The following is a 26379-nucleotide window of genomic DNA, read 5'->3' as shown; positions in this document are numbered from 1 at the left end:
GATAACGCTTATGTGCGCTTTGTTTAAATAAGCTCATATCAGACATTTACTTTTCATTTTAGTATTCACAGCACAAAAACTAGCTAGAATTCCTAGTGTGGGTGAGGTTGTTGAGAGATTCAGTCGTTGGATTATGGCTGTTATATACATAGCATTGGGCTTATTTATTATTATTGAAAATGAAACCATACAAACAATATTAGGATTTATATTATAAATTAAGGTGTGACTTAATATGAGTAACAATAAAATTTGTGACGTTATTTGTGTTCATGAGGAAAAAGTGAATTATGCTTTAAGATTTTTAAATGAAGAAAAAACTCAACGACTTATCAATACATTATTAAAGATAAGTGATGAAAATAAGCTGAAAATTATATTAGCTCTAATTAAAGAGAAAGAATTATGTGTTTGTGACTTATCTATAACATTAGGTTTAAGTATAGCTTCAACATCGTATCATTTGAGAGCCCTTTATAAAAGAGACGTGCTGAATTTTTACAAGGATGGGAAAATGGTATACTATTATATCAAAGATATAGAAATGAAATCATTATTAATAAAAAGTATGACTTAAATATAAAGAAACGCTCACATTAAACGAGCGTTTCTTTGAATTCTTGTATTCTTTTTCCAATTTCATCTCTAACACGTTAGAATTCTGACCATTCTTTTCTTGATGGATCATCATAGCCCCAGTATTCTTTTTTTGACGTTAGGTGATATGATGATCTCTGGTGCGGCGGACTGCGCTTTATTGCTTTGCCATAATAATATCTTGAACACGTCTCACGGTGTTCAGGATTAATGTTTATTTACTTTAATTTTAAAATAATAAATATCTCCTTTAGAAAAATCAAATGATTATTATCTAACATCCTCTAAATTTTTATTATAATCATAATTTTAAAAAATTTTCAATAAGCTCTGAATCTGAGATCCTAAATTAATATATATATATATAATATAATAGAAACTTCAATGTTTCGTTTAGAGTATATAAAAAATGACGATTAATGAAATTCCTCCAATTAGAAAAGACAATAGCGATACAAATGAATTAAAATGTATACAATGAGAAAAAACAAAAATTAATTTAGTAAAACTAATAGACAATTATAGATACTTGATTACCTTAGTGCTAAATTATCATATATTATACTAATGTATTTCAATAAATACTTTATGATAAATTTGAAAAATTACAATAATTATCATTGTAATTGAAATGACAATGATATACGGTGTATAACTATTTTCTCCTTGTAATCCTACAAGTGGTGTTGTAATAGCACCAATTAAATATTGCATTAAACCTACTAAGCTAGAAGCACTTCCGATACCTCTCGTTTGACCTTCTATTGCTATTGCGTATCCTAAAGTACCTATACCGGCGACTGGTGCAACTATAAGAATAAATGATGGTAATAAAATCCATAAAGTAAGGTGATTGGTTAACGCAATTATCGTAATAACTGTCCCTACTAATTGGATAGCTGAATATATACGAAAGAGTGTATGTTGATTCATGTGTTCAACGAGACGCCCTGTTATTTGGGCAGTGAAAATTAATCCTAGACCCGTCAAAGCAAAAATGTAGCTATATTGTTGGGCACTGAGACCGTATATATTTTGCATAATAAACGGAGAAGCTGCCATATATCCAAAGAACATAGCAAATGTAAAACCTTGAATAATCATTGGAATGACAAATGATTGACGTGTTAATAATAATTTAAAATCTTCAGCTATAATTTTAAAATGAGCCTGTCTACGATTTTGAGGAGGTAAAGTTTCATTGATTTTTAAATGTGTACCTATAAGCATTAAACTACTAAGTAATGCTAAAATCCAGAAAAGTATACGGAAATTTAAAAAATTTAAAATTATACCACCAAACATTGGTGCTAACACTGGTGCTGCTCCATTGACAAGCATTAACATTGCTAAAAACTGCGTGAGCTCTTTCCCTTTATATAAATCTGTGGCAATAGCTCTTGATAAGACGATACCAGCTCCACCAGCAAATCCTTGTATGAAACGAAATATAAGAACGATTGTAATATTCGGTGCAATTGCAATAACGATTGAAGATAAAATATAAACAATTAAACTAAATATTAAAGGATTTTTTCGACCAAACGTATCAGATAGTGTTCCAATAGTAATATTACCAAAAGCCAGGCCAATCATAAAAAATGTAAGTGTCATTTGAACTTGAGCAGTACTTGTATTTAGCATAGATTTAACTTCAGGCAATGCTGGTAGATACATATCAATTGATAGTGGACCAAACGCAGCCAGACCAGCCATAATTAGAATAAATAAAGGGGATATATTTTTTTTCTTCATTATAAATTTCCTTTCTGGTTCTATTTTAAGAATTTGTCAATAAAAGAACACGAAAGTCAAAATAAAGACTTTCGTGTTCTTTTAAAGATTACTACTTTTTAGAGTCTAAAATTTTAATCATATCTTCTGTTGTAACAACTTGTCCCATAAATGGAAATGTTTGTTCAATTGAAAATTGATGTAATGATGCTTCAGGTGCAGACATCATGTCAGAAACAAAATATTGATTATATGCATTTTGATAAGCATCACGCGCAGTAGTGTCAACACCCATATGTGTAGAAATGCCACCAATGACGATATTTTGAATACCTCGACGTCGTAGTTGTAAATCTAAGTCTGTGCCAAAAAAGCCACTAAATCCTCGTTTACTTACAACATAATCCGTTGATTTTACCCCAAGTTCATCAACTATTTCAGCAAAATCAGGATTCGGACTACCTCCTGGCAAGGATTTCATCGCATTAGGCTTTAGAGCATCTTTACCGTCAATAAAATCAACCCTAATAAATGCTATAAAACCTTCATTCTTTCTAAATAATTCCACCATTTTTGCAGCATTATTTAATATTGTTGAGACACTATGTGGAGCTGTTTCAACAGTATTCGCAATACCTTTTTGTAAGTCAACTAAAACTAAAGCTGTATTCTTGAAATCCATTTTTATCTTCCTTTCGTTATCAAAGTTTTGAGGACTGAATACCTCGAACAAAAATTTTCAAAATACGATCTACAAATTGTTTGGAGGGAATCTTTTTAACATAATGTTGATACTCAAATACATCTGCTGAAAAAGAATTCAGTAAAATATCAGCATGAAAATCAGGATCATTGACAATATCCATTTTTGTTATACATGACATAACTTCTGATTTAAGTTTTACATAGAAGGGTGTCTGCATAAGTACACGATTTTTTTTGTCTGAACGTTCAATTTCTTTAATTAAACTTACATTTTTCTCCATAATTTCAATAAGAGATAAAAATATAAAACGAAGTAATTCTTGCTGATCAGTTTGAATTTTCTTTTTATAATCAATCTGATTAAACATGTGTTCAATTTCTTGACTCAACAGTGCAGAACAAATATCGGACTTATTGGAAAAGTGACGATATAATGTTCCTTTACCAATTTGAGCGGCTTCCGCTATTTTTTTCATACTTATCGAATCTACACCATACATATTGAAAAGTTCATTAGCTGTTTTTATAATAAGCTTTTCATTTTTAATAGCATCACTTCGCTTTGACATATAAACCTTACCTTCAAATTATTTGTTTCATACATATTTAATAAAATCATTATAAGTGAGACGAGTCCCCGTTTCAAGCGTTTAATCTAAAAAATATTTATTCTAATATACTTTTAAAAAAGTGGGTTTTAAAGATAGTGGGTGAATCAATTACTATTCTTTAATTTACTTTGATATTAGTATCATCTATTAAAACAAAACAATTTTTGCTAAGTTATAATTACTAGCTTTATTCATTTCTTCTAATACAATACTTTTAGTAAGAAGTAAAATTACGAAAACGATTACAAAAGCGATAAAATATGGCTCTCTGTCAAATTGGACTGATGGCCTCAATTATAGAGATTAAGCAACGAAACATTGCTTAATCTCTTTTTTGGTCTATATGCGTAAAGTTTAGAACACAAAATTATGCGATTGCGCAGGTGATTGTAATTTCTATAACCATAAGATACCCGTTTAATTAATTTAATTTTATTGTTAATGCCTTCAATTGGACCGTTGGTCAGATTAGTATAAGTGAGGGTGTTTTTGATGAAATCAGTGTACTTGAGTAAAGTCTCTACAACTGGCTTAAATTTTTTATGAGTCAGTGATAAGTCAATCATAGATAAAGTTGTCACTAATGCCGAGAAGTCATTCGTTTTAATACAGGTGCGTAGTTGATTTACATAGTGGTAAGTACGTTCTAATGTTGAGTTTAAAGCTAAAATATGCTTGACGACACCTTTTTCGGTCTTCCATTCTTTAAACAATCTCATTTTTTTATATTCAAAGGATTCTAAGTTTTCCGTAGGTTTTAAGACCAGTTTCCAATAACGTTTACACTTATTGTAATCTGGGCGATGTGCGTTTTTTAGGTCATTCATGGCACTGACACGTGCCATATTAAGCGCACGATGAATAGATTGTACAATATGGAAGCGATCAATAATAATATGTGCATTAGGAAACATATTACGAATCAAATTTATATAAGGTGGATATATATCAATCGTAATGGTTTTTACTTTTTGACGTTCTTTTAAAGGAAACCGATTAAAATATCGTTTTAACGAAAATAAACGGTGATCTTCTACGATATCTACAATAGGATGCGTCAACGCATCGGCGTAAATAAAATTCATACTCCCTGATACATTTTTAACTCTTTTAAATTCATCCATCATAAGGTGTTCGGGCGAGGATTGATTAAGGCGTTTGATGTATTTGATTCGCAATCATATCAATGTATCTAGAGACCGTGGTAGGTGATACAGATGTATCACGGGCGATGGCTTTCTCTGAACGGACTTCTGTGGCTTTATCGACAATCGCTAGCTTGGTCGAGTTAGCAATATAGCAGTACATATCAACAACATTTGTTTTAGCAGTAAAGTGAGACTCACAACATTTACAATAAAAGCGTTGCTTCGCTAATACTAAATAAGCTGGTCTTTCATTCATTTTATTAAGCGTAATGCATGATTGTTTCTTGCCATTTTTAACGATTGAATAATCCTTATTTTTATACCCACATAATGCCCACCTTGGAGGTGTATAGGATAGTTCACCGTAAAAGAATAAACAGGTCATTCCTTTATAGACTTTTTCATCTAATGTGTCTTCAAATTTAATATTTTTATCTTTAATTCCAAGTATTTTTGATATACAATCAGTCATAGGCGCAATATCTCTCCTCATTGTTGGTTTAAGGCACTTACAATTATAGAGATATTTGCGCCATTTTTATATTCTTAAAGACATAAAAAAATTGAACTGATTTTCATCAGTCCAATTAAGTATAGAACCTAAAAATATGTATATTAATTGATAAAGCGATGATATTATGTTAATACAATCAGCAGTTATTAACAAAGTTAAAGGGGATTATGAATTCGGAGATTTAGAACTTCAAGATATACAAAGTGAGTAAGTTATTGTTAAAGTGGTAGTTTCATATATTTGTCACTCTGACGAAGCAATGAGAATTGGTGATGCAGAATTTTCTTTTCCAGCACTATTAGGACATGAAGGAGCAGGAATTATCGAAAAGGTAGGTGAGCAAGCTACAAATTTTAAAGTTGGAGATCAAGTTTTAATGGCTTACAATACTTGGGGAGAATGTGAAAACTGCAATTCAGAGAATCCTTCTTCTTGTATAAATTGGACTACATTAAATATGAGTGGGGCTAGAATAGACGGATCATACACATTCAAAAAGCAAGATGGAACAGCAGTATCTAATTTCTTTACGTAAAGCTCTTTTTCTACACATACAATTACAAATTATAGAAACTTAGTTAAAATAGATAATGATATTGATTTAAGATTAGTTGCCCCTTTAGGATGTGGATTCTTAACTGGAGCTTGAACAATTGTAAATGGCTTAAAACCTAAAGTTGGAGATAGTATAGTTGTATTTGGTACTGGTGCGGTAAGTTCAGCAGCATTAATGTTAGCAAAAGCACAAGGCTGTACAAAAGTTATTGCTGTAGAGATTCATGGTCGCAGATTAAGTACTGCAAAGGAATTAGGTGCCACGCATGTGATTAATATTTCTAATGAAGATTTAATTGAAGAAGTAAATAAAATAACTAATGGCAAAGGGGTGAGTTTTTCTGTTGACAAAATAGGAGTTTCAACTGTTATGTAGTCTGCTATAGATGTTCTTGGTACGCAAGGAGTAATGGCCTCTATAGCTGTAACATAAAATAAATTAGAAATGAATAGCTTTACAGATTTAGTACTCCAAAATAAGTCCATTAAGGTGTATTGATGAGTGATGCGATTGCTCAATTTGAAATATCTCAATTAATTGAATTATATAAGCAAGGACAATTTGATTTTAATAAATTAGTTAAATTTTATGACTTCGAATATATTAACCAAGCAATTTTAGATTCAAATTCTGGAAAAGTTATTAAACCGGTATTATTAATATCTATATCCAAAGTAATTCCAACTTTTTAAATTCAATACTTAGATTCTCAATTTTATATGTGATTTCTAAATAAAAAGCATTTAAAGATTACAAAAAAGAGCAGAACAGATAGCTAATTACTAGTTATCCGTTCTGCTCTTATATATATCTTTACCTCTTATGAGCCCAACTTTCTATGAACTTACTTTCGTATATTTTCGTAGTTAATTTACATGGAATTTAAAGATTGTTTATGTTCTATATGTCTTTTCAACAGCCTTTATTGTTAATCAAGTATATAAGATTAAAACAAGCATTTTTAATCTCATAACTACAATTAACACAGCTCAAATAATAATTTCATTTCTTATAAATTGCTAACATGAATAAGTAGTAGTAGAAATATAAAATTAAATATTAAAGAGCTGAATTGCATTACCTCTTAAAATACCGTCAATTGTGTCTGGATCAATATCACTGTTTTTAATATAGTCTACACCACGTGTATATTTCTCATCTTGGAAGTAAGGGAAGTCTGACCCCATCATGAGCTTATCCTTACCGAATGTATCAATGGTATTGATTAAAGAAGGTTCATGGAAATTAGCAGTATCATACCAAAATTGACGATTTAATACTTCATATGGATCAATGTTAAAGGCGTTCCAGTCTTCGTAATTGTCTTTAATACGAGTCATGAAGAATGGTAAAGCACCACCTAAATGTGAAATATGGAATTTGATATTTGGATATTTTTGTGGAATCTCGTTTTTAATTAATTGTAACGTAATGAATGTAGATTCTAATGGTGCGCCAATCACCCATTCTAATTGATAGTCGTTCACGAGTGGACTTTGGGCACCACAACCAGTTGGATGAATATAAAGTGTTGCATTTAATTCGTTCATAGCTTCGAAGAAAGGTTCGAATTGTTTGTCGGCAACTGACACTTTATCTTTCACAATAGTTGGAATCGCAATACCTACAAAGGCATCTTTTTTAAGTAGTTCTTGCGCTTCTTTAATAGCTTGATCGACATATGGAAGAGATACTGCACCATATGCTAAGAAACGGTCTGGATATTGTTGAATCAATGATTCATATAAATCGTTAATCTCTTGTGCACTTTGATGTGCTTCTTCTTTTGTACCCCATTGTGGTGATTGTGGTGTGGCAGAGATGATTTGCATATCAACGCCAGCATCGTCCATCATTTTAAAGCGCTTGTCTAGATCTTCTTTAGAGGCAGATTGATTAATTCCTTTAGCAACCTCTGTACCTTGACTACCTAATTTGCCTAATTTCTCTAAATAGTCTTCGCTCCATAAATGTGCATGTGTATCAATCGCTTTTGCATTTGACATATGATTGTCCTCCTTTCATTAAATGACTATATTAAATATTTATCCAGTTTTAAAAAATATAATCTTTTATTGACGACGATTTAAACTTAAAACTTCGATTAAGCTAAGAACATTTAACATAAAGAATTTAGAAGCGGCTTTGGCACCTTGGTGACCATGTCCTGCTTTATAGTGATTGTAGATTGCTGTACCCATCACTATGTTAATCATTAGAGTGCCCACAACGACTAATTTTTGGCCAAGTTTGCCTAAAATTGAACTAAATAAAAAGATAGAACCTACAAATTCGAATAATCCTGCTAATCGCATTGAACGACGTGATAATCCGAATCCTTCTTTAAATTGTTGTGCCATAGCATCGTCATTTTTTACTTTTGGTAAACTACTTTTAAAAATTTCTTTTCCTACATATGCGTTAATAACATGTCTTAGTAACATGCTTAACACCTCCTATTAAATAATATTAAAGATTAGTGAGTTGTATTTGATTGTCTTTTTTCTGAGAAGAGTGCAATGAATGCACCTATCAGTGCTACAAAGGCAACGATATAAAATGTCATATCTAGACCATGGATAAGGCCGGCTGCACCGTGTAATGGTGAAAGGTGACCGAAACCAGTCATCAGTGTTACAAGTATACCCGTACCAATAGCTGCTGAAATTTGGCGAATTGTATTATTCATTGCCGTTCCATGTGCAATCAATGATACAGGTAAAGCGTTTAATGCTTGTGTAGTCATTGGTGTCATAATCATGGAATTACCTAACATCAAGATGGAGAATGTCACAATGACATACCATGCGGATGTCTGTGGATTGAACTGTGCCATGAATAAGGCACCTATCATAATTAATAACATGCCAGTGATACTTAAACTTCGGCCGCCAACACGGTCATATAATCTACCAGTAACAGGCGACAACAAGCCCATGACGAGTCCACCGGGTAATAAGATGAGACCAGATTCTAAAGGTGACCAATGCATCATGGTTTGCATGTAAATAGGTAAAATAGTCAAATTACCGATAAAGAGTACAAACATTAATACAATTAAAGTCATCGAAATGGTGAAACTACGGTATTTAAATACTCTAAATTCGAGTAACGGTGAAGATAGTTTCAACTGACGACATATAAATAACGCAAGTATAATGATGGAAATGATAATCGTCATGTAAACGGATGGATGCGACCAACCAAGATTACCGGCTGAACTAAAGCCATAAAGTAAACCACCAAATCCTAACGTAGACATGATGACTGACAAGATATCTAACGAAGGTTGTTGTGTCTCGGTAATATTTTTCAAATATAAGAAACCGAAAATAGCGTCAACCACACTAATTAAGAGCACGACTAAAAATAGATAGCGCCAATCGAATAGATGGATGAACCAACCTGCTGCTGTAGGACCAATCGCAGGTGCAAAGCCGATGACAAGTCCAAAGATTCCCATTGCCATACCACGCTTTTCAACAGGAAAAATAATGAATAATAGTGTTTGAGACAGTGGCATTAAAATACCTGCACCTAACGCTTGAATACTACGCCCAACTAATAATAATGGGAATGTAACCCCTAACATACAGATTAAAGAACCAAGTATTAAACAGGTCGCAGCCGTAAAGAATAATGTACGTAATGAAAACTTCTCTATTAAGTAGGCTGTGACAGGAATCATAATACCGTTCACTAACATAAAGATGGTCGTTAACCACTGTGCTGTACTACTAGATATCGCAAAGTCCTTCATAATCTCTGGCAATATCGTCGTAAGTAACGTTTGGTTTAAGACGCCGATAAAAGCACCAATCATCATGCCCGCTATCATTAAATTACGTTGTTTTATATTTAAATGTGTTGGTTGTGTCTGAGTCATAAGTTCACCTCTTTTCTCAAGTGGAATCAACTATCACTTATTTTATTCGGAATGTGTTCCGTTTGTCAAATTTATGAATTCAATATAATATAGATAGTGTTAAAAAACGAAAAAAGGAAAAAGGAGATACTTAGTAATGAATATTGAAGATCTTGAAAATTATTTAAATATAGATTCAAATAAATATAATGAACCAAGCTTAGAAGCATTAAATTATTATTTAAAACGATATATGTTAACAGTACCTTTTGAAAATATCGATGTTCAAAATGGTGTAAGAATATCAGTAGAAGTAGACGATATTTATGAAAAAATCGTTAATCATCAACGAGGTGGTTTCTGTTATGAAATGAATCACTTCTTCAAAGCGTACTTAGAAGCAAAAGGCTTTACAGCGAATATGGTATCTGCAACTATTCATACACCGGGTGGTGGACGTAGTCTTAAAGGATCTCATATGTCATTAATCGTGCCGATTGATGGTGTCAATTATGTCGCAGATGTAGGTTATGGTGACTTGCCAATCAGTGCTATGCCAATTATTGATCAAGATAGTGATGCTATCATTGAAGATATTAACGGCGAATATCGTGCGATTTATGTAGACGATCACTTATTCTACATTCAAAAATGGAAAGATAATGAGTGGGATACAGAATACGAAGCGGAATTAGAACCTAGAGACATTCATGATTTTGATTACAATATTGAATACAATCAAATTAATCCTAACTCTACATTCGTTAAACGTCTTCTAGTTACAATGCCTAAATCATATGGTCGTGCGACAATGTCTCAAAATAATTTAACGTTAACGAAACAACGAGATAAAGAAAAATATGATATGACAAGTGAAAATTATCGTCAATTTTTAAAAGAAGAATTCAATTTAGATGTTAAAATTAATAGACTAGAACCATAAAAGAGAGCACATCATTTGGAAGGGGATAAGATGATCAATCAACGGAAAAAACGTAGTGATGCAACGCATAATAAAGCAATCATCTTACAGACAACGACTCAACTATTAGCACAGGGTGAAGATATTAGTGAGATGAATATGGCGGAAATCGCGAAGAAAGCGGGTGTGGGTGTAGGCACTTTATATCGTCACTTTGAAAGTAAATCGTTACTATGCCAAGCGATGATGGATGAAAAGGTTCATGATATGTTTGATGAAATGGATACGTTCCTACATCAGCATCAAGATGCGACTGTGAGAGATAAAATATATGGTATTTTATCTATTTATTTAGATTTAAAAGAGGCAAACTTTAATGTCCTAAACTTTATTGAGAAATCAAATTCTCAACATCAGTCAATGATTAATATTCCATTTTATGAACAACTGAAAGATTTGATTAAAGACCAGTTCACTAGTCAACAACAGACCCAAGATTTAGAGTTTAAGATTAAGTTGATGCTAAACTCATTTTCATCAGATTTCTATTACTTTGCCAAACACGATCAACAACTGACAAAAGACCAATTTTTAAGTAGACTATTAGATATATTTATAGGATAGATAATAGCTTGAAAGTTGGACAGAATTAAGAAAGGAGTAAATGTAAATAAACACTAGTTCATTAAATAGCCCCTTAAAATTTATTGTAGCCTGAGATATTAATTTATGTCCCAGGCTACAATTTTTATAAGTCATATGATAGATTGTTAAACTTTGCGATAACGCTTAAGTCCGATGATATTTAAAATGATAAATAAAATAATAAAGATAAGAAGAATAAGAACATCTTACCTGAACCACTAGGTCCTATTAGTCCCAAAAGTTCGCCTTCGTTAATGTCTAGACTGATTTGGTCTAAAACTTTATGTTTATCATAGGATTTTACTGCGTCTTTAAGTGAAGCAATCGTCTGCATCATGCTGTGTACCTCCTTATTTGACACTCTGTTTAATTACTGTATATTCAATATAAATCAATTTTCGACAATTGCATGCATCAATTGAAATAATCAGACACATGAGATATAAATGTTCAATAATGTTATGGGGGCGACACAAATGAACGAAGAAACCATGGATAAACGTGTGTATAAAATATTAACCAAAATTGAAAAAAAGTATGATTACACTACTAAATGTTAAATCTTATGATGACATTAGTATTAAAGATATTTGTGATGAAAGTGGCATTAGTAGGGGAACATTTTATCAACACTATAGAGATAAAGATGACTTTTTATTTCAATATCAAAAAGTCATGATGAAAAAAGGGAAGCGTCAATTGACACAAATTCAATTTGAGGAACGACGTCAATTCTTTGAACACGCGTTAAACTCTTGGATTAATGAAGGAGAATTACTACTTTTATTGTTAAGAGATAATGGCGTTTATATTGTCCACCAAGCCATGAAAAAGAATTTACAACAAAACATTGAAGTTCGTTTAGTGCCTATTATGAATACTTAGGCACTTACAAATAAGGAAAAATAATTTTTAATTATATGACACTGACCCTCAAATAATGGGAATAATATAAAAACACTTTCGTTGAATTCATTTAAAATGAATCATACGGAGGTGTTTTTTCTATGAAAAGAGTGTCTTATTCATTAAAAACAAGTATAAAACTATTGAGATGAAAAAATCTGGTTATTCGATAAAAGAAATTATAGAAACATTAAATATTAGAAATAGAACACAGGTGGAAACATGGTGGAGATGGTATCGAAATGGGGAAACTTATAGATTTTCTCAACAAGTCGGTAAGCAATATACTTATGGTAAAGAACCTGAAGAGCTCTCAGAAGTTGAAGAATTAAAATTAGAGAATAATAGAAAAGATATTGAAATAGATATTTTAAAAAAGTAAAAAGAATTGGAAAGGAAGGGGTACCAAAAGTAATCGTAAAATTAGTTGATCAATTAAAGCATAAGTATTCAGTAAAAATAATACTTGATGTTTTAGAAATACCTGAACTGACATATTATAGATGGGAACACAAGAACTATAAAAATGATGACTTGAAGCAAAAAATCATTCAATTGTGTAAAGACAACCAATACATCTATGGTTATCGAAAAATTACAACCTTGATTAATCAATTGTCTTCAGTAGCAGTTAATCATAAAAGAATTCAGAGAATCATGCAGAAGAATGATTTAAATTGTCGAGTTAGACCTAAAAAGACTAAAAGCATTGGTAAACCTTGTTATAAAACAGATAATTTACTACAAAGACAATTTAAAGCAAGTCAACCAATGGAAGTATTAACAACAAATATTACTTATTTATCTTTCGGTAACCCCATGTTGTATTTATCTTCAATTATGGATCTTTATAACGGAGAAATTGTTGCATATAAAATAGATAACAAACAGGATCAAAGCTTAGTAAATGATACATTGAATCAAATTGTAATTGATATTGTTGAAAATTACATTAAAAACTATAATAATAATCGAATTCAACAAAAGCTAGGCTACTTAGCCCCTGTAAAATACAGGGAATTAGCAGCCTAGAATATTGTTTTTTTATTAAGTTCCCACTTTAGGGGTTCAGTGCCCGCATGATGGTGAGTTGTTTTATAAATATGCAAAAGAAATCGTTACTTTGTATAATCAAGCAATTGAAGTACTAGACCAAAATGAAACACAATAAACTACAAAAGTTATTATTGGGGCAACACCATTGTACGGAAAAAGGTTATTACCAAAGTTGACTAATGATATTTATCAAAAAAATAATAATTTTAAAATTAAATTGATCATGGGAAGTTCAAGTGAAATTATGAGTAAGTTAGCATCAGACCAAATAGATATTGCTTTTGTTTCTAACTACATTAAAATCGATGCTCACAATTTCATGAAGAAAGTCATTTATAAAGATCAATTACAACTCGTTGCATCAAAAGCATATTGGTCACAATCACCCATTGCATGGAATGACTTAAAGAAACCTTTAAAATAAAATTAGAACAATCTTCTTTATATCACTTTATTTTAAAAGAACTAAAACAAATTCAAAGTGCTTTTGAATTTGAAGAAATATTAGAAATAGGGCCCCAAAAAAATATTTTAGAAAGTGTTAAATATGAGCAAGGTGTGTCGATTGTTTCGGAGTTGCTAATAGAAAAATTAGATAGTATAGAGTTTTTTTAAATTGAAAATTTATCATTATCTAGGGAAGCGATGTGTATTTATAAAAAATCTCAAAAAAATCGATTATCTCAAATTGTAAAACTATTTTAATGGTGTATGATAGGGCTATTAAATAACAAATATATAATAATGACACGCCGATAAGAGCTATAAAAACGAGCACTGATTAACGAACATGGGGATTTCTAATAATTCGCTTTAATTTAAAAGTAAAGTACCGATATTTGCACTATTAATCGTTTACAATGTCAATTTTTTTCTGAATCTCAAATATATGAAATATTATTGTAGAATTTCCAAACAATAGAAATAATAAAAATTGTGAGAGAATAGTTAGAAAAGGTCACAATCTAGTAATTATTGTAATAAAAATAGCATCATTACTCAGAGGGTTTATTAAGTAGTTGCAGCATCTTCATTTAGTTATTATAAATAATAATTCTATATAGCAACGCCTATTAATTAATTATTTAAAATTTTTAAAAATCCTTTAAATTTAAATAGTATTTTTACTTGAAATAAATTAAAATATTTGTATTAGTAATAATTAAAAATAAGGAGTGCAACTAAATGGAGTGTTTAGCTTGTGGTGGCAATGTAAAGAGGGATGATAAATTCTGCCAATATTGTGGTCATGACTTAATGGCTGATAATTTGAAAACAGTGGACAAAGAGGAGATTTCACCTAATTTAACGTGTCCTAGTTGTCATGAAATTGTAGATGAGAGTGACAAGTTTTGTACTAATTGTGGCTATGATTTAACGAATACTGATACTCAAGCGATTCCAGGTGCTTTTGTTCATAATAATCAACAAGTAGAAATCACTGAAAATATGAATTTAGCATATGAGGCGAAAAATTTATTCAATAACACAACCAAATCAATTGGTAGACTTGCTGGTAATGAGGAAGTGTTGAACTTAAATTTGAAGGATATGTTTTCAGAAGTATTTAAATCTCATGCTAAGCATGAATCTGATGACATTTTTATTGCTGGTACGAAAAATACGACACCACACATTAAAGATGTGTCACAAGAATGGGCTAAGCCATGGGTCTTTTCACGTGTGTTTTTAGCTTTAGGTATCACTTTTATGGTCTTATTAATTTTAGTTAATACATTTGCGAATACGAATGCGTTACCTGGATTGATTTTTATAGGTGCACTCATTGTTCCTATTTCTGGTCTGATATTTTTTTATGAATCTAATGCGTTTCAGAATATTAGTTTCTTTGAAGTATTGAAAATGTTTTTTATAGGTGGCGTATTTTCGCTACTAAGTACGATCATTTTGTATAATTTTGTCTCTTTTAGTGATGAATTAGAAACTTATGGAATCATGACGATTACTGACGCGTTCTTAATAGGATTAGTTGAAGAACTTGGTAAAGCCATAATAGTTATCTTATTTATTAACTATCTTAAAACAAACAAGATACTAAATGGTCTATTGATTGGTGCCTCTATAGGTGCAGGTTTTGCTGTATTTGAAACAGCAGGATATATCTTGAATTATGGGATTTTGAGTACTGGTACACCAGATTTAACTGAAATTATGGATATTACTATTTTAAGAGGTTGGTCAGCAATTGGTGGACATTTAGTATGGGCGTCTATCATTGGTGCAGCAGCAGTTATTGTTAAAGATGCGCGTCATTTTACCTGGGCTAATATTTTAGATAAGCGCTTTCTATTTTTCTTCTTTGTATCTGTGATTCTCCATTGTATTTGGGATACAGATATAACAGTTTTAGGAAGTAGTAATTTGAAAATGGTTTTCTTAATTATTATTGCATGGATTTTTGTGTTTATATTAATGAAATCTGGGCTTAATCAAGTAAACCAAATTCAAAATGATTATCTAGAAATGGAAGGAAGACAGCGTTAAATGAGATATTGTACAAATTGTGGGCGTAAAATCAATGACAATCAATCATTTTGTAATAACTGTGGAACTAAGCTACATGAATCTCAAAGTAATACACAAAGTAATCAACAAGGTAACCAACAAAGTAATCAACCAAATAACCAATACAGTAATCACAATAGAATTGCCAGAGATAAAGAAGTAAATGATCGATATACATATCATTATCAAGATAATGACCATCATAAAAGCTCTGGTTTTGGGAAAGTGTTGTTAGCAATACTTATAGTCGCCATTCTAAGCTTACTCTTATATGGTCTTTATTTTGCTTATAACCAATTTACTGGTCATAACAGTTCTAATGATACGACACAAAGTCAAAGTTCAGATACTTCAGATAGTAGTTCTGAAGGAGCGCAAATTGATATTTTTAGTGATGAATTTGACCAGGCATATACTAAGTCTCCTTCAACGGATGGATATGCAGAAATATACAACGGTATGAGCCGCTCAGGTGTTGAAACGAGATACGGACAATCGAATGGCACAGTCTATTTACAAGGTAGTACATATGAAAAGTATGGGGATATAGCTGTTTTATATGATGAGCACGATGATGTAAGTCAAGTCATCGTCACACCAAGTAATATAACGGAAGACGACTACATTGAACATTACGGTGAACCTGACGATAGAGAAGGCAATACGCTCATTTATGATACGTATAAAGATAATGATTTTAGTGTCTTAGTAACAATTAAAGATGGCATGGTATTAGCTATAGAGAATGTCGATCAATTGCCAAGTAATAATTCAGATGATAGCGATAGCGATGAAGTAGCAAGCACAAGTGAAGCAAGAGCCATTGCGAATGATGTGTTAGATAGTAGTGATTGGATACACTCAGTCGATGAAGGTGAATTCAGTTATAGAGTTAATTATGGTAAAGAAAATGAAGATAAAGCCCATCGAGCAATTATAGTAGAGAAAAGTGATGGTAGCACCTCTGAATGGGATGGAGAAGAGTGGGATTATTAAAGGCAACATAAAAATTTAAGGGGATAGATAGATGAAAGAAAATACTCAAAAACGACTAATTAAAATGACAATTAAAACAATCATTGCTTGCCAAGGAATGATTGCAGTAGGCGTACTCTCACATCATTTAAGCGGTAATCAAGCGAAAGCTTTTGCAGCTGAGAATAAAATAAATAATCAACAAGCGACGTCAAAAGAATCAGTTCAACAAAATCAAACGAATAGTAAAGTTCAAAATAACATTAATAAGACTACTGGCAGTCTAAATAATGTTAAAAATAAGCAACAAACATATACAAATGTAAATGCAACACAACAAAAACAGCATATACCATTAACTAAGTCGGATGTGGGGACTTCAAAACAATCAATCATTCCTAAGAGTGATGCACCACAAGTCAACACTTCAAAAATACAAAAAAGCACTAGTAATTTACAATCAACAAAGGTTACAACCGCACCTACTAAGGAAATAAATGACAAAAAATTAGTTAAGCAAGAACAATTAAATACTGCATCAAATAATACTAAACATGTAAACACAGCAGTTAAATATAGTAGTCATTCAAACAAAACACTTCACAACACTATTGCACCAAAAGCGACGACACCACAAATTAAAGTGAATAGAAAATATACAGTTTCATCTAATGCTACAAGTGACCAAGAAAAAGAAATTAGAAGAATTAAAGAATATAATGATGAGAGAATGAGTGATATACGAGGAAATAGCACATACAAATATGGTCGTGACGATACCACTTATCAAGGTATATTAGGTATTGAAACAGATAAAGTAACATATAAACCGGGCGAAACAGTAAGAATATATACTGAACATAATAAAGATTTTGTTAAACCAATCTACAATGAAGCTAAACTTTTTTCTCATCGTTATGGTGGTTGGTATATAAGTGATCCGCCTTATTATTTCGATAGAACTGCTTATATTGGACGTACAACTCGATTCTACAAGAAACCCAATGGTAACTGGGAATCATTAATCGAAATTAAGTTACCAGATAAAATGGTGGATGAGGCATTTGATTTAGATATAAAGTGTTGGAATGATAATTATGATAGTAACTGTGAAAGTAACTTCAATAATATTGTAATTAAAGTAATCAATGATAGTACAGCAGATCCGTTAGGTGGTTATGATGGTTCAGCATTTGATGCTTCATCAACACGTAAAGCAGAATATGATGATCCGAAAGTGGTGAACATTAGCTTAGATAAGAAAGTGTATAATCCTAATGATATTGTGACGCTTACGGCTGAGATTGAAGATGAAAGTGATTTGATGTTTGCAAGTGCGGATATGTCTACAGTTGAACCAGATGGTTATGAAAGAGGCACACACCAATACATTCCAATGCAGTTTACACATTCTACAAGAACACTGACATTATTGGACAATGGTAACTGGCAAGTTAAATTCCAGTTTAAACTTCCGGATTATATTAAGACAGGTGTTGTGAATATTGATCAAATATTAGCTGCTGATAAATATGGTAATGAAATGAGATATGATCCTGTGTATGCTAACAATCAACTTAATTGTCAGTTTAAAGTTGAAAGAACGGAGAATGTACAAACATTTTCAGTAGATCCTGTTGCAGACTTTTCAACTGAAATAAGAGGTAAAGCATCTTCGGGAATGACGATGTATGCTTATGTGAATGGTAAAAAGATAGGGCAAGCGTCCGTAATAGATGGCAAATATTTTATGAAAATACCTAAACAATTGGCGAATAGCCAAATACAACTTTATACAGTTAATAAATATAAAAATAAAAGTAAAGTTGTAACAATAACTGTATTAGATAGAACAGCACCTAAAAAGCCGACAGTCAGCAAGATGGCACCAAGAACGATTTCTGGAAAAGGTGAAAAAGGGTCAATCGTTTATATTTACAAAGGTTCTACTAAATTAGGAAGTGCTACTGTTAATTCTAAAGGAACATATACGATTAATATAAGACCACAGAAAAAAGGAACAACACTCGTTATGTATGCCAAAGATAAAGCGAATAATAAGAGTGCTTCTTTAAAGTTAAAAGTAAAATAAATCAAAAATGAAACAACGATGCATTGTGAACTTCACGAAATCATATTACGATTGTAGTAACAAAACTTTCAAAAGGAGCGTTATGTTTGGAAGAAATTAACTTGTTAGAAGATAAAAAATTGGCGAATAAGTTAGCTATATATTCTTATATTAGCTTTGTTGTTTTCGGCATTATTTTTTATATTATTATGAAGTTTTCGGATGCACCTAAATTTTTTGATTCTTTGTTAGTTAACGCATTATTCGTGATTATTCTTATTGTACTTATGTTTGTTGTTCATGAGTGTATTCACGGGATATTTTTCAAACTATTTTCACCTAAGAATAAAGTCTACTTTGGGGCAGCCAGCGGTATGATTTATTGTGCGATACCAGGTGGGACGTTCACACCGCTTACGTTTTTAATTAGTAGTATCGCACCGTTTGTCATTATTACAACGCTATTTATAGTGACGTTATTTTTAGGATGGTTTCCACGGGGGCTCTTTTTCTTCTTTGCAACATTTCATGCAGGATGTTGTGCTGGTGATTTCTATTGGGTTTGTAAAATGATTAAAGCCCCGAAAGACGCAACCATTGAAACAACCGATAAAGGCATTATCATTCAATAGTGCTTACTTTACTTTTGTTTAGTAAAAGCTTATATGACAATCCAACACGATCTCGTGTTGGATTTTTTATTGTTATAAGTCTAACTCGATATCATCTAAATGTTTCCCAATAGCTACCAAATATAAAGGAACATCTGATTTGAATTGAATCGGTGTTAATTCGATTTCTCCTCCAGCATACTGAACTAGATGTATCAATTCATTATCTGTAAAACGAACAAATCCTTTTACACGGTAAACTTGTTGTGGGAGTTGGGTTAACCTTTCAATGAACGCTGCTTTTGGTTGTGAGCGAGGCGTGTCTATCAACTGATGATTGATGGCGTGATGGAGTGTACCTCTTTGTTTAGCATCTAAATGTTTCACGTTTAACAATGTGTTTAACGTTAATTCTCCCCATTGTCCTACTTGTATGTTTGCGTCTCCATTAATGACCTCTAGATGCCTTAATAAGCGAGCGACTTGATTAAAATCAGCAATATCAATTTTATTTACAAATAGCGTAGAGCAATGACTTAATTGTTCATAAAATAACGCTTGAATATCTCTAGGGTATGTTTCTATCTTCTCGTACAACTTTGCATCAATGATGCCAAGCATACTTCTAATAGTGGTAATTGGAGCTAGGACAGGTGTTAGACAGGCGTCAACAACAGCCAATGGTTCAGCTATACCACTACATTCTATAAACACAAGATCTGGTTGATGTTCTAAATATAATTCATGCAATTGTTGTGAAACGTTTGATTTCATAGCACAACAAATGCAGCCTTCTACAATCTCACTGATAGGAATAGTTGGCTCAATGAGATGACTATCGACACTCATTTTTCCAAATTCATTTATAATTAATGCGGTTTTTATATCATGATTCAATGCGTCTTTAATTAGGTGGTTCAATGTTGTTGTCTTGCCACTGCCTAAGAAACCTCCAACAATAATGATTTCCATAATAAACTCCTAACTTTGAATGAGATACCAACGTTACGATTTTACAGTGTTATTGAGGTAGCGAAATAAACCAAAAAACAAATCGTAATTATTACTATTTAAAAAAGTATACCTAAATTGATACACATTTTCAAAAAATGAATAAATCAAGAGAGATTAAATGCATTTCTGATGTCTAACATTAATAATTTTAAAAATTAGCATTGACAATTAGACGGATTAATGTAAATAATAAAACGTAATGATTTTGATTTAGGAGATGTGTACATGTTTAAGAGAAGTATTATTTTATTATTTGTAGCTGTTTTAGCATTATCACTTGCAGCATGTGGCAAAGGTGATAGTGATAAATCATCTGATCATAAAGGTAAGTTAGAAGTTAAGACGACAGTTTATCCACTTAAATCATTTGCGCAACAAATCGGTGGTAAATATGTTGATGTTGAATCAGTTTATCCAAACGGAGTAGACCCACATACATATGACCCAAGTCAGAAACAAATGGTTGATATTGGCAAATCAGATTTATTCGTATACACAGGTGATAATTTAGACCCCGTAGCTAAGAAAATTGCCAAAGCCATTAATGATAAAGATAAAACATTATCTTTAGAATCAACATTAGATAAAAATAGTGACTTATTAAAAGGCGAAGAACATGAACATGAGCATGAACATGGTGAAGAGCATGAACACGGCGAAGAACATGAGCACCATCACCATGGCAAATATGATCCTCATATCTGGTTAGATCCTGTGATTAGTCAAAAATTCGCTAAAGAAATTAAAGATGAATTAGTTAAGAAAGATAGTAAACATAAAGATTACTATGAAGATAACTATAATAAATTAGTTAAAGACTTAAAAGGCATCGATAAAGATATGAAAGAAGCAGTTAAAGGTAATGAAGGTAAAACGGTTTATATTTCACATGACTCTATTGGTTACTTAGCTGATAGATATAACTTCAAACAAGAAGGTATTGAAAATATGAATGCTGAAGAACCTAGCCAAAAAGATTTAACAAATATTGTTAAACAAATTAAAGAAGATAAAGTGAAATATATCTTAGCTGAAGAAAATGTATCTAACAAAGTTGCCGACACAGTTAGAAAAGAAACTGACGCAAAAACAATTAAATTCTATAATATGGGCTCACATACGAAACAACAAGATGATGACAAAAATACGTATCAATCATTTATGAAAGAGAACGTTAAAGCGATTGAAAAAGCCCTTAAGAATGAATAATACGATATAATAAAAAAGGTATTAATGTTTCATATCAAGGCCTCGTGATGATAGTCATGAGGTCTTGATTTATTAGAGGAAGAGGTAAGTCTTACCTCCCTATGGATAATAGATAGAATTAGGCAGGGATTAATGTTATGGTGATAATGAAATGTAGCATTAGAGGAGGCCATTGCAAATGTCTTTAAGTACATTGGTTCATATTATATTTTATACGCTATTCTTTATAATAGTCGGAATGGCACCTGTATTTGGCGTTTATTTGCAAAAAAGAAAACAAAAAGATAGTAAATCTAAATAATCATTAATATTTATTAAAAATAGGCAGCTAGCAGATTAAATTCTACTAGCTGTCCTTTTGTATATTTATGAACGCGTGAATGTGTTGGTCCACATGTACCAAGTACTAAATTTGTAAATCACTTTAAATTAACTAAAGTATCAGGTGCTTATTGGCGAGGAAATAGTGATAACAAGATGTTGCAACGTATTTACGGCGTAGCGTTTAGTTCTAAAGATCAACTTGATGACTATTTTGAATTCTTACGAGAAGCGGAAGAGCGAAATCATAGACGCTTAGGTAAACAGTTGAAATTATTCATGTTCTCTGAAGAAGCACCAGGTATGCCATTCTACCTATCTAATGGTCAGTTCATTCGCAATCAAATGGAAAGTTTCTTGAGAGAAGTTCAATTGAAACACGATTATGATGAAGTAAGAACACCATTGATGATGAACAAACGACTTTGGGAAGAATCAGGACATTGGGACCATTATCATGAGAATATGTATTTCACTAAAGTGGATGAAAATGATTACGCGTTGAAACCAATGAATTGCCCGGGACATATGTTAATTTTCAAAAATGAACTTAGATCTTATAAAGATTTACCGCTTCGAATTGCTGAATTTGGTCAAGTGCACCGTCATGAATTTAGTGGTGCGTTGAATGGTTTACTACGCGTGAGAACGTTCTGCCAAGATGACGCGCATATCTTTATTATGAAATCTCAAATCAAATCAGAAGTGCAAGAAATTCTGAAATTAATTGATTATATTTATTCAGTATTTGGCTTTGAATATAGTATTGAATTATTAACACGTCCTGATGATTACTTAGGAGAATTAGACTTATGGAATGAAGCGGAGCAATCATTGGCACATGTATTGGATGACCTTGGATTAGACTATTCTGTTAATGAAGGGGACGGAGTCTTCTATGGTCCTAAGATTGATGTGCATATTAAAGACGCATTAAATCGAAGCCATCAATGTGCTACAGTGCAATTAGATTTCCAAATGCCAGAGAAATTCGAATTAACTTACATTAACGAACAAAATGAAAAAGAACGACCAGTTGTATTGCATAGAGCAGTATTCGGTTCACTAGACCGCTTCTTCGGTATTTTAATTGAACACTTCAAAGGTGCATTCCCACTATGGATGGCACCTGTACAAGTGAATTTAATTGGCGTATCAGATAATAATGACGGATACGTCCGTACAGTTGCAGAAGCACTAAGAGATGAGAATATCCGTGTTGCTATAGATGATAGAGAAGAAAAGCTTGGCAAAAAAATTAGAGAAAGCCAGTTGAATAAAATCCCATACACATTAGTATTAGGAGACGATGAACAACAACATCACACTGTTTCAGTTAGAAAATATGCACATGATGATAATGAAACAATGGATATTCAAGCATTTATTGAAAAGTTAAAACATGAAATTGAAAGTAAAGCGTTATTAGTATAGAGGTATAGCGTGAGTACAATGCAGCCTATCAGAGTATGAACACTTTGATAGGCTTTTTAATGTCTAGATATTAAATGTAAATATGAAAATTGTAGAATAATTATATAATGTATTTGAATAGTAAAATTTTGTTTTTATAAGTAAGAAAGATACAATAAACATAACGTCTTTTAGATTTAGGAGTATTGAAATGCAAACATTTTCTGTAGAAGGTAAGAACATTTCAAAAGAAATTAATCATCAAGCAATTATTAAAAATATGAGTATGAACTTTCCAAATAACTCTATTATTTTAATTGAAGGTAAGAATGGTTCAGGGAAAAGTGTTACTTTAAAAATGCTAGCCAATATAATGAAACCTTCTAGTAGATTGATGAGTGTTAAAGGTAACATAAGTTACGCACCAGATCATTTGCCAATGACTATTAATTTAACTGTTAAAGAATATCTAGATTTTATTGATAGTATAAGTATTAAAAATCAATCTGACATTAAATTAAGTCAATTGACGCATCTGTTTAACTTAGAACTATTTTTGCAAAAAAGAATTCATGAATGTTCTAAAGGTACTCAACAAAAGGTGAATCTAATCCAGTGTTTAATTAAAAAAGCAGATATTTATATTATGGATGAACCATTTTCTGGTCTTGATAAAAATGCCATCGCAGAGTTAAAGTCGTTATTAATTCAATTCAAACAATTTGCAACAATCGTACTAACTTCACATGAACAAATAGTAGATTATACGTTTGTTACCCATCGATATAATATTGAACAAAATCATCTAATAGATAATAGTTCAACTAATGCGGATATGAAGATGTTGATTAAAATTATACAAGTGTCAGAAAAAGAATTATCTATTATTTTAAAAGAACATGACTTTCAAATGAGCAAAGATGGAAGTATTATTGTAAATTCATCTCAAAGTAATCAAGTGATAGCATTATTAATCCATAATGGATATTTTATTGAAGAAGTAAGAAGGTATACAAAAAATGGCGTTAATTAAGTATCAATTTAAAAACTATATTAGAACTTATAAGCTAATAGCACCTTTTGTGACATTTTTTACGTTACTAATTATTATATATTTTTATTCTGGTCAACCAATCATGTCTAGTTTTGCTAGCACATCAATGGTTCTTTTATTTGTAACTGGTTGGATAACTGTAACAATTATTGACGCAGAATCTCTCCAAAAAAAAACAATTATTATTTACTCAACTAAAATCTAAAAGTACATATTTGACTAATAAATTAATATTTTCAATATTACTTATTTTACCGTTGGGTATAGTCGCAATTATTTATCCTATAATTACTTTTAGATTTGAGCATATACCTAATCTAATAGAAATTGTAATTGGTATTTATAGTCATATAATTACAATAATCGTGGGCGTTCTTATTACAACCTTATTAAAAACAATTCCAAAACTATCTTATAAATTTGTTTGGTTAATAATGATGTTGATTTTTCTGTTTTCAATATTAAGAGTTGTTATAATTGAAGCTTTTTCTATTTCAAGCTATGTTCTTTGGATCTTCCCACCGATAAGTGATTTTATGATGATGTTAAATGAAGATATAATGCTTATCTTAAATAAGGATTTTCTTATAATTAATATATGGATGGTTGTCTACTTAGTAATTTTAACTACAGTTCTATATATTAATTTTAATAAATCAGAGTATATTTAATGCAAATAATATTGGCTGTAAGTGAAATTAATATCATAAAAGGAGATATTTATGAAATCCATTGAGACGATGCAATCTTACCATTTGTTAGAATTGTTATTTTCAAATTCTGATGTTTCTTATGTATTAGAAGAATGGAATCAACAATATGAAGCGGTAGAAATAAAAACTCGAAATGGCCTATTCAAAAGTAGATTTGCTCAAAGGACACCTAATAAAAAGGGTTACTTTTTCGCTATGTGGAAGAAAGATGAAAATAATACGAATGTGCCTTTTAATGAGGATGATTTAGAGAATCAATTAATAGTGAATATTGTTGATGATAATCGGAGAGGCCAGTTTATATTTCCAAAGGATATATTGATCAAGAAAGGTATTTTAAAAAGTGATGATTCTAAAGGGAAAATGGCATTGAGAGTGTATCCACCTTGGGAGACGGGATTAAATAACACTGCAGCTAAGACACAAGCATGGCAGTGTGCTTATTTTAATGAGATAGTGCATGAATAAATACTCAACCTACGCTATACAGTAATAAAAATATTATATGTAATTGGAGATAATCGATGGACGGTATCATTGCATTTATTCAAATGTTAGTAGTAGTACCTTATTCTATATTTTTGCTGGCAGTGTTTATGTATTGTATATGGAAATGTGTGTGGTTTGTAAATGATTTAATCAGGTGGTTGTTGGGGAACAATTTGAATATCAACGTTTCTGAGAACATGTCTTTTGTTATACTATTTTTCTCTATATTCTTTGGAGCACTGCTTTTTATCATCCCGTTTTACATTGTCGTCTTGTTAATTGGTAACTTTTTCCAAGTGATTTTAGTGATGATAGGCATATATATCATAGTTACCAAGCTAAAAAATAAATAATATTTTTATCTAGAGGCTGGGACAAAATAAAATGTCTCAGCCTACTTTATCATTTTGTCAGTAGCTGACTGATTTGAAAATGCGATTGAATCAAGCTTTTTTCAAACCTAGTCATCCTTGCCGGGGTAGGCGGGGCCCCAACAAAGAGAATTCCTTAAAGAAATTCTACAAGCAAAGCAAGTTGGGGTTCGGGGCCCCAACAAAGAGAATTTTTTAAAGAAATTCTACAAGCAATGCAAGTTGGGGTTACAACGAAATAAATTTTGAGAAAATATTATTTCTGTCCTACTCCCATTTTCCTACGATTAGTCAAGCATTTACAAATAAAATAAGCATTACTTAACTAAACCGTTCAATTTTAATTTTTTGAA

Annotated in this window: 24 protein-coding genes and 5 pseudogenes; 20 read left to right on the top strand and 9 right to left on the bottom strand. The window is 31.4% G+C overall.

Going from position 1 to position 26379, the window contains the following annotated elements; translation table 11 throughout:
• Positions 1 to 46 precede the first annotated feature (46 nt).
• Positions 47 to 217: pseudogene (locus tag SBL16_RS07070) on the top strand (cadmium resistance transporter); the annotation flags it as partial.
• Positions 218 to 235: 18 nt separating this feature from the next.
• Positions 236 to 577: an ArsR/SmtB family transcription factor gene (locus SBL16_RS07065; RefSeq protein ID WP_031919605.1), complete on the top strand. Its 342-nt coding sequence runs from the start codon at positions 236 to 238 to the stop codon at positions 575 to 577.
• 584 nt (positions 578 to 1161) lie between these two features.
• On the opposite strand, the gene SBL16_RS07055 is transcribed toward SBL16_RS07065, so the two are convergent.
• The 4 genes and pseudogenes from SBL16_RS07055 to SBL16_RS07040 all read right to left on the bottom strand — a co-directional run bounded on the left by SBL16_RS07055 (position 1162) and on the right by SBL16_RS07040 (position 5267).
• Positions 1162 to 2352, bottom strand: a complete 1191-nt coding sequence (locus tag SBL16_RS07055) for a multidrug effflux MFS transporter (protein WP_107612333.1) — start codon at positions 2350 to 2352, stop codon at positions 1162 to 1164.
• A 91-nt stretch (positions 2353 to 2443) separates the two neighbouring features.
• Complete coding sequence (locus SBL16_RS07050; RefSeq protein ID WP_107612334.1) at positions 2444 to 3013, bottom strand: isochorismatase family protein; 570 nt, start codon at positions 3011 to 3013, stop codon at positions 2444 to 2446.
• A gap of 19 nt (positions 3014 to 3032) precedes the next feature.
• Positions 3033 to 3605: a TetR/AcrR family transcriptional regulator gene (locus SBL16_RS07045; protein WP_076690068.1), complete on the bottom strand. Its 573-nt coding sequence runs from the start codon at positions 3603 to 3605 to the stop codon at positions 3033 to 3035.
• 345 nt (positions 3606 to 3950) lie between these two features.
• A pseudogene (locus SBL16_RS07040) lies at positions 3951 to 5267 on the bottom strand (ISL3 family transposase).
• Positions 5268 to 5532: 265 nt separating this feature from the next.
• Between SBL16_RS07040 and SBL16_RS07035 the strand changes: the two are divergent.
• The 3 genes from SBL16_RS07035 to SBL16_RS07025 all read left to right on the top strand — a co-directional run bounded on the left by SBL16_RS07035 (position 5533) and on the right by SBL16_RS07025 (position 6557).
• Entirely contained in the window at positions 5533 to 5844 is a 312-nt protein-coding gene (locus SBL16_RS07035; RefSeq protein WP_133171193.1) for an alcohol dehydrogenase catalytic domain-containing protein, read from the top strand.
• 195 nt (positions 5845 to 6039) lie between these two features.
• Entirely contained in the window at positions 6040 to 6240 is a 201-nt protein-coding gene (locus SBL16_RS07030) for a zinc-binding dehydrogenase (RefSeq protein WP_107366725.1), read from the top strand.
• A gap of 122 nt (positions 6241 to 6362) precedes the next feature.
• A complete protein-coding gene (locus SBL16_RS07025) occupies positions 6363 to 6557 on the top strand; it encodes a hypothetical protein (RefSeq protein WP_223197198.1) in 195 nt (64 codons plus the stop codon).
• 360 nt (positions 6558 to 6917) lie between these two features.
• Here SBL16_RS07025 and SBL16_RS07020 read toward each other — a convergent pair whose 3' ends face one another.
• The 3 genes from SBL16_RS07020 to SBL16_RS07010 form a co-directional block, all read right to left on the bottom strand.
• The gene (locus SBL16_RS07020) at positions 6918 to 7871 is read right to left on the bottom strand and encodes an amidohydrolase family protein (RefSeq protein ID WP_053016934.1); all 954 of its coding nucleotides are present in this window, start codon (positions 7869 to 7871) and stop codon (positions 6918 to 6920) included.
• A 66-nt stretch (positions 7872 to 7937) separates the two neighbouring features.
• Positions 7938 to 8309, bottom strand: coding sequence for a DoxX family protein (locus tag SBL16_RS07015; protein WP_023374382.1), 372 nt, complete (start codon positions 8307 to 8309; stop codon positions 7938 to 7940).
• Between the two features lie 32 nt (positions 8310 to 8341).
• A complete protein-coding gene (locus SBL16_RS07010) occupies positions 8342 to 9751 on the bottom strand; it encodes a DHA2 family efflux MFS transporter permease subunit (RefSeq protein ID WP_107399184.1) in 1410 nt (469 codons plus the stop codon).
• A 136-nt stretch (positions 9752 to 9887) separates the two neighbouring features.
• Here SBL16_RS07010 and SBL16_RS07005 point away from each other — a divergent pair, with 136 nt between their 5' ends.
• Entirely contained in the window at positions 9888 to 10673 is a 786-nt protein-coding gene (locus SBL16_RS07005) for an arylamine N-acetyltransferase (protein WP_053016936.1), read from the top strand.
• A gap of 30 nt (positions 10674 to 10703) precedes the next feature.
• On the top strand, positions 10704 to 11276 hold the full coding sequence (locus SBL16_RS07000) for a TetR/AcrR family transcriptional regulator (protein ID WP_182476494.1): 573 nt from the start codon (positions 10704 to 10706) through the stop codon (positions 11274 to 11276).
• 226 nt (positions 11277 to 11502) lie between these two features.
• On the opposite strand, the pseudogene SBL16_RS06995 reads toward SBL16_RS07000, so the two are convergent.
• Positions 11503 to 11634 (bottom strand): annotated as a pseudogene (locus tag SBL16_RS06995) (ATP-binding cassette domain-containing protein); the annotation flags it as partial.
• A 200-nt stretch (positions 11635 to 11834) separates the two neighbouring features.
• Here SBL16_RS06995 and SBL16_RS06990 point away from each other — a divergent pair.
• The 7 genes and pseudogenes from SBL16_RS06990 (at position 11835) to SBL16_RS06960 (ending at position 19463) form a co-directional block, all read left to right on the top strand.
• A complete protein-coding gene (locus SBL16_RS06990) occupies positions 11835 to 12182 on the top strand; it encodes a TetR/AcrR family transcriptional regulator (protein ID WP_226861110.1) in 348 nt (115 codons plus the stop codon).
• A gap of 122 nt (positions 12183 to 12304) precedes the next feature.
• A pseudogene (locus tag SBL16_RS06985) lies at positions 12305 to 13235 on the top strand (IS3 family transposase).
• 151 nt (positions 13236 to 13386) lie between these two features.
• On the top strand, positions 13387 to 13683 hold the full coding sequence (locus tag SBL16_RS06980; protein ID WP_107613553.1) for a LysR family transcriptional regulator substrate-binding protein: 297 nt from the start codon (positions 13387 to 13389) through the stop codon (positions 13681 to 13683).
• A 761-nt stretch (positions 13684 to 14444) separates the two neighbouring features.
• A complete protein-coding gene (locus tag SBL16_RS06975) occupies positions 14445 to 15764 on the top strand; it encodes a PrsW family glutamic-type intramembrane protease (protein ID WP_107613552.1) in 1320 nt (439 codons plus the stop codon).
• On the top strand, positions 15765 to 16781 hold the full coding sequence (locus SBL16_RS06970; RefSeq protein WP_119472263.1) for a zinc ribbon domain-containing protein: 1017 nt from the start codon (positions 15765 to 15767) through the stop codon (positions 16779 to 16781). It begins immediately after the preceding gene.
• A 31-nt stretch (positions 16782 to 16812) separates the two neighbouring features.
• Positions 16813 to 18852, top strand: coding sequence for an Ig-like domain-containing protein (locus SBL16_RS06965; RefSeq protein ID WP_107612337.1), 2040 nt, complete (start codon positions 16813 to 16815; stop codon positions 18850 to 18852).
• 86 nt (positions 18853 to 18938) lie between these two features.
• Entirely contained in the window at positions 18939 to 19463 is a 525-nt protein-coding gene (locus tag SBL16_RS06960) for a DUF3267 domain-containing protein (protein ID WP_107612338.1), read from the top strand.
• 72 nt (positions 19464 to 19535) lie between these two features.
• Here the strand turns inward: SBL16_RS06960 and SBL16_RS06955 are convergent, their stop codons facing one another.
• Entirely contained in the window at positions 19536 to 20414 is an 879-nt protein-coding gene (locus tag SBL16_RS06955) for a CobW family GTP-binding protein (RefSeq protein WP_107612339.1), read from the bottom strand.
• A 267-nt stretch (positions 20415 to 20681) separates the two neighbouring features.
• Between SBL16_RS06955 and SBL16_RS06950 the strand changes: the two genes are divergently transcribed.
• The 6 genes and pseudogenes from SBL16_RS06950 to SBL16_RS06925 all read left to right on the top strand — a co-directional run bounded on the left by SBL16_RS06950 (position 20682) and on the right by SBL16_RS06925 (position 25634).
• Positions 20682 to 21665 (top strand): metal ABC transporter solute-binding protein, Zn/Mn family, encoded by a 984-nt coding sequence (locus SBL16_RS06950; RefSeq protein ID WP_107612340.1) that lies wholly within the window; start codon positions 20682 to 20684, stop codon positions 21663 to 21665.
• Between the two features lie 178 nt (positions 21666 to 21843).
• The gene (locus tag SBL16_RS06945) at positions 21844 to 21966 is read left to right on the top strand and encodes a hypothetical protein (RefSeq protein WP_259341614.1); all 123 of its coding nucleotides are present in this window, start codon (positions 21844 to 21846) and stop codon (positions 21964 to 21966) included.
• A gap of 80 nt (positions 21967 to 22046) precedes the next feature.
• Positions 22047 to 23420 (top strand): annotated as a pseudogene (thrS, locus tag SBL16_RS06940) (threonine--tRNA ligase); the annotation flags it as partial.
• A gap of 190 nt (positions 23421 to 23610) precedes the next feature.
• Positions 23611 to 24432, top strand: a complete 822-nt coding sequence (locus tag SBL16_RS06935) for an ATP-binding cassette domain-containing protein (RefSeq protein ID WP_107612341.1) — start codon at positions 23611 to 23613, stop codon at positions 24430 to 24432.
• Positions 24419 to 24658: a hypothetical protein gene (locus SBL16_RS06930; protein ID WP_233664277.1), complete on the top strand. Its 240-nt coding sequence runs from the start codon at positions 24419 to 24421 to the stop codon at positions 24656 to 24658. The genes SBL16_RS06935 and SBL16_RS06930 overlap by 14 nt, the downstream gene beginning before the upstream one ends.
• A 517-nt stretch (positions 24659 to 25175) precedes the next feature.
• Complete coding sequence (locus SBL16_RS06925; protein ID WP_107634678.1) at positions 25176 to 25634, top strand: MepB family protein; 459 nt, start codon at positions 25176 to 25178, stop codon at positions 25632 to 25634.
• Positions 25635 to 26379: the final 745 nt, after the last annotated feature.

Source organism: Staphylococcus sp. NWU MK-U1 (assembly GCF_033283505.1).
Classification (GTDB): domain Bacteria; phylum Bacillota; class Bacilli; order Staphylococcales; family Staphylococcaceae; genus Staphylococcus; species Staphylococcus haemolyticus.
The sequence above is the reverse complement of the archived record's forward strand: the minus strand, read 5'-3'. Positions and strand labels throughout refer to the sequence as shown.

Excerpts from the sequence above, each read along its gene's own strand:
- SBL16_RS07055 (WP_107612333.1), bottom strand. The coding sequence starts at position 2,352 with ATGAAGAAAAAAAATATATCCCCTTTATTTATTCTAATTATGGCTGGT.
- SBL16_RS07000 (WP_182476494.1), top strand. The coding sequence starts at position 10,704 with ATGATCAATCAACGGAAAAAACGTAGTGATGCAACGCATAATAAAGCA.
- SBL16_RS06965 (WP_107612337.1), top strand. The coding sequence starts at position 16,813 with ATGAAAGAAAATACTCAAAAACGACTAATTAAAATGACAATTAAAACA.
- SBL16_RS07015 (WP_023374382.1), bottom strand. The coding sequence starts at position 8,309 with ATGTTACTAAGACATGTTATTAACGCATATGTAGGAAAAGAAATTTTT.
- SBL16_RS07030 (WP_107366725.1), top strand. The coding sequence starts at position 6,040 with ATGTTAGCAAAAGCACAAGGCTGTACAAAAGTTATTGCTGTAGAGATT.
- SBL16_RS07005 (WP_053016936.1), top strand. The coding sequence starts at position 9,888 with ATGAATATTGAAGATCTTGAAAATTATTTAAATATAGATTCAAATAAA.
- SBL16_RS06925 (WP_107634678.1), top strand. The coding sequence starts at position 25,176 with ATGAAATCCATTGAGACGATGCAATCTTACCATTTGTTAGAATTGTTA.
- SBL16_RS07050 (WP_107612334.1), bottom strand. The coding sequence starts at position 3,013 with ATGGATTTCAAGAATACAGCTTTAGTTTTAGTTGACTTACAAAAAGGT.
- SBL16_RS07065 (WP_031919605.1), top strand. The coding sequence starts at position 236 with ATGAGTAACAATAAAATTTGTGACGTTATTTGTGTTCATGAGGAAAAA.
- SBL16_RS06950 (WP_107612340.1), top strand. The coding sequence starts at position 20,682 with ATGTTTAAGAGAAGTATTATTTTATTATTTGTAGCTGTTTTAGCATTA.
- SBL16_RS06945 (WP_259341614.1), top strand. The coding sequence starts at position 21,844 with ATGTCTTTAAGTACATTGGTTCATATTATATTTTATACGCTATTCTTT.
- SBL16_RS07020 (WP_053016934.1), bottom strand. The coding sequence starts at position 7,871 with ATGTCAAATGCAAAAGCGATTGATACACATGCACATTTATGGAGCGAA.
- SBL16_RS07025 (WP_223197198.1), top strand. The coding sequence starts at position 6,363 with ATGAGTGATGCGATTGCTCAATTTGAAATATCTCAATTAATTGAATTA.
- SBL16_RS07045 (WP_076690068.1), bottom strand. The coding sequence starts at position 3,605 with ATGTCAAAGCGAAGTGATGCTATTAAAAATGAAAAGCTTATTATAAAA.
- SBL16_RS06955 (WP_107612339.1), bottom strand. The coding sequence starts at position 20,414 with ATGGAAATCATTATTGTTGGAGGTTTCTTAGGCAGTGGCAAGACAACA.
- SBL16_RS06975 (WP_107613552.1), top strand. The coding sequence starts at position 14,445 with ATGGAGTGTTTAGCTTGTGGTGGCAATGTAAAGAGGGATGATAAATTC.
- SBL16_RS06930 (WP_233664277.1), top strand. The coding sequence starts at position 24,419 with ATGGCGTTAATTAAGTATCAATTTAAAAACTATATTAGAACTTATAAG.
- SBL16_RS06935 (WP_107612341.1), top strand. The coding sequence starts at position 23,611 with ATGCAAACATTTTCTGTAGAAGGTAAGAACATTTCAAAAGAAATTAAT.
- SBL16_RS06990 (WP_226861110.1), top strand. The coding sequence starts at position 11,835 with ATGATTACACTACTAAATGTTAAATCTTATGATGACATTAGTATTAAA.
- SBL16_RS06970 (WP_119472263.1), top strand. The coding sequence starts at position 15,765 with ATGAGATATTGTACAAATTGTGGGCGTAAAATCAATGACAATCAATCA.
- SBL16_RS07010 (WP_107399184.1), bottom strand. The coding sequence starts at position 9,751 with ATGACTCAGACACAACCAACACATTTAAATATAAAACAACGTAATTTA.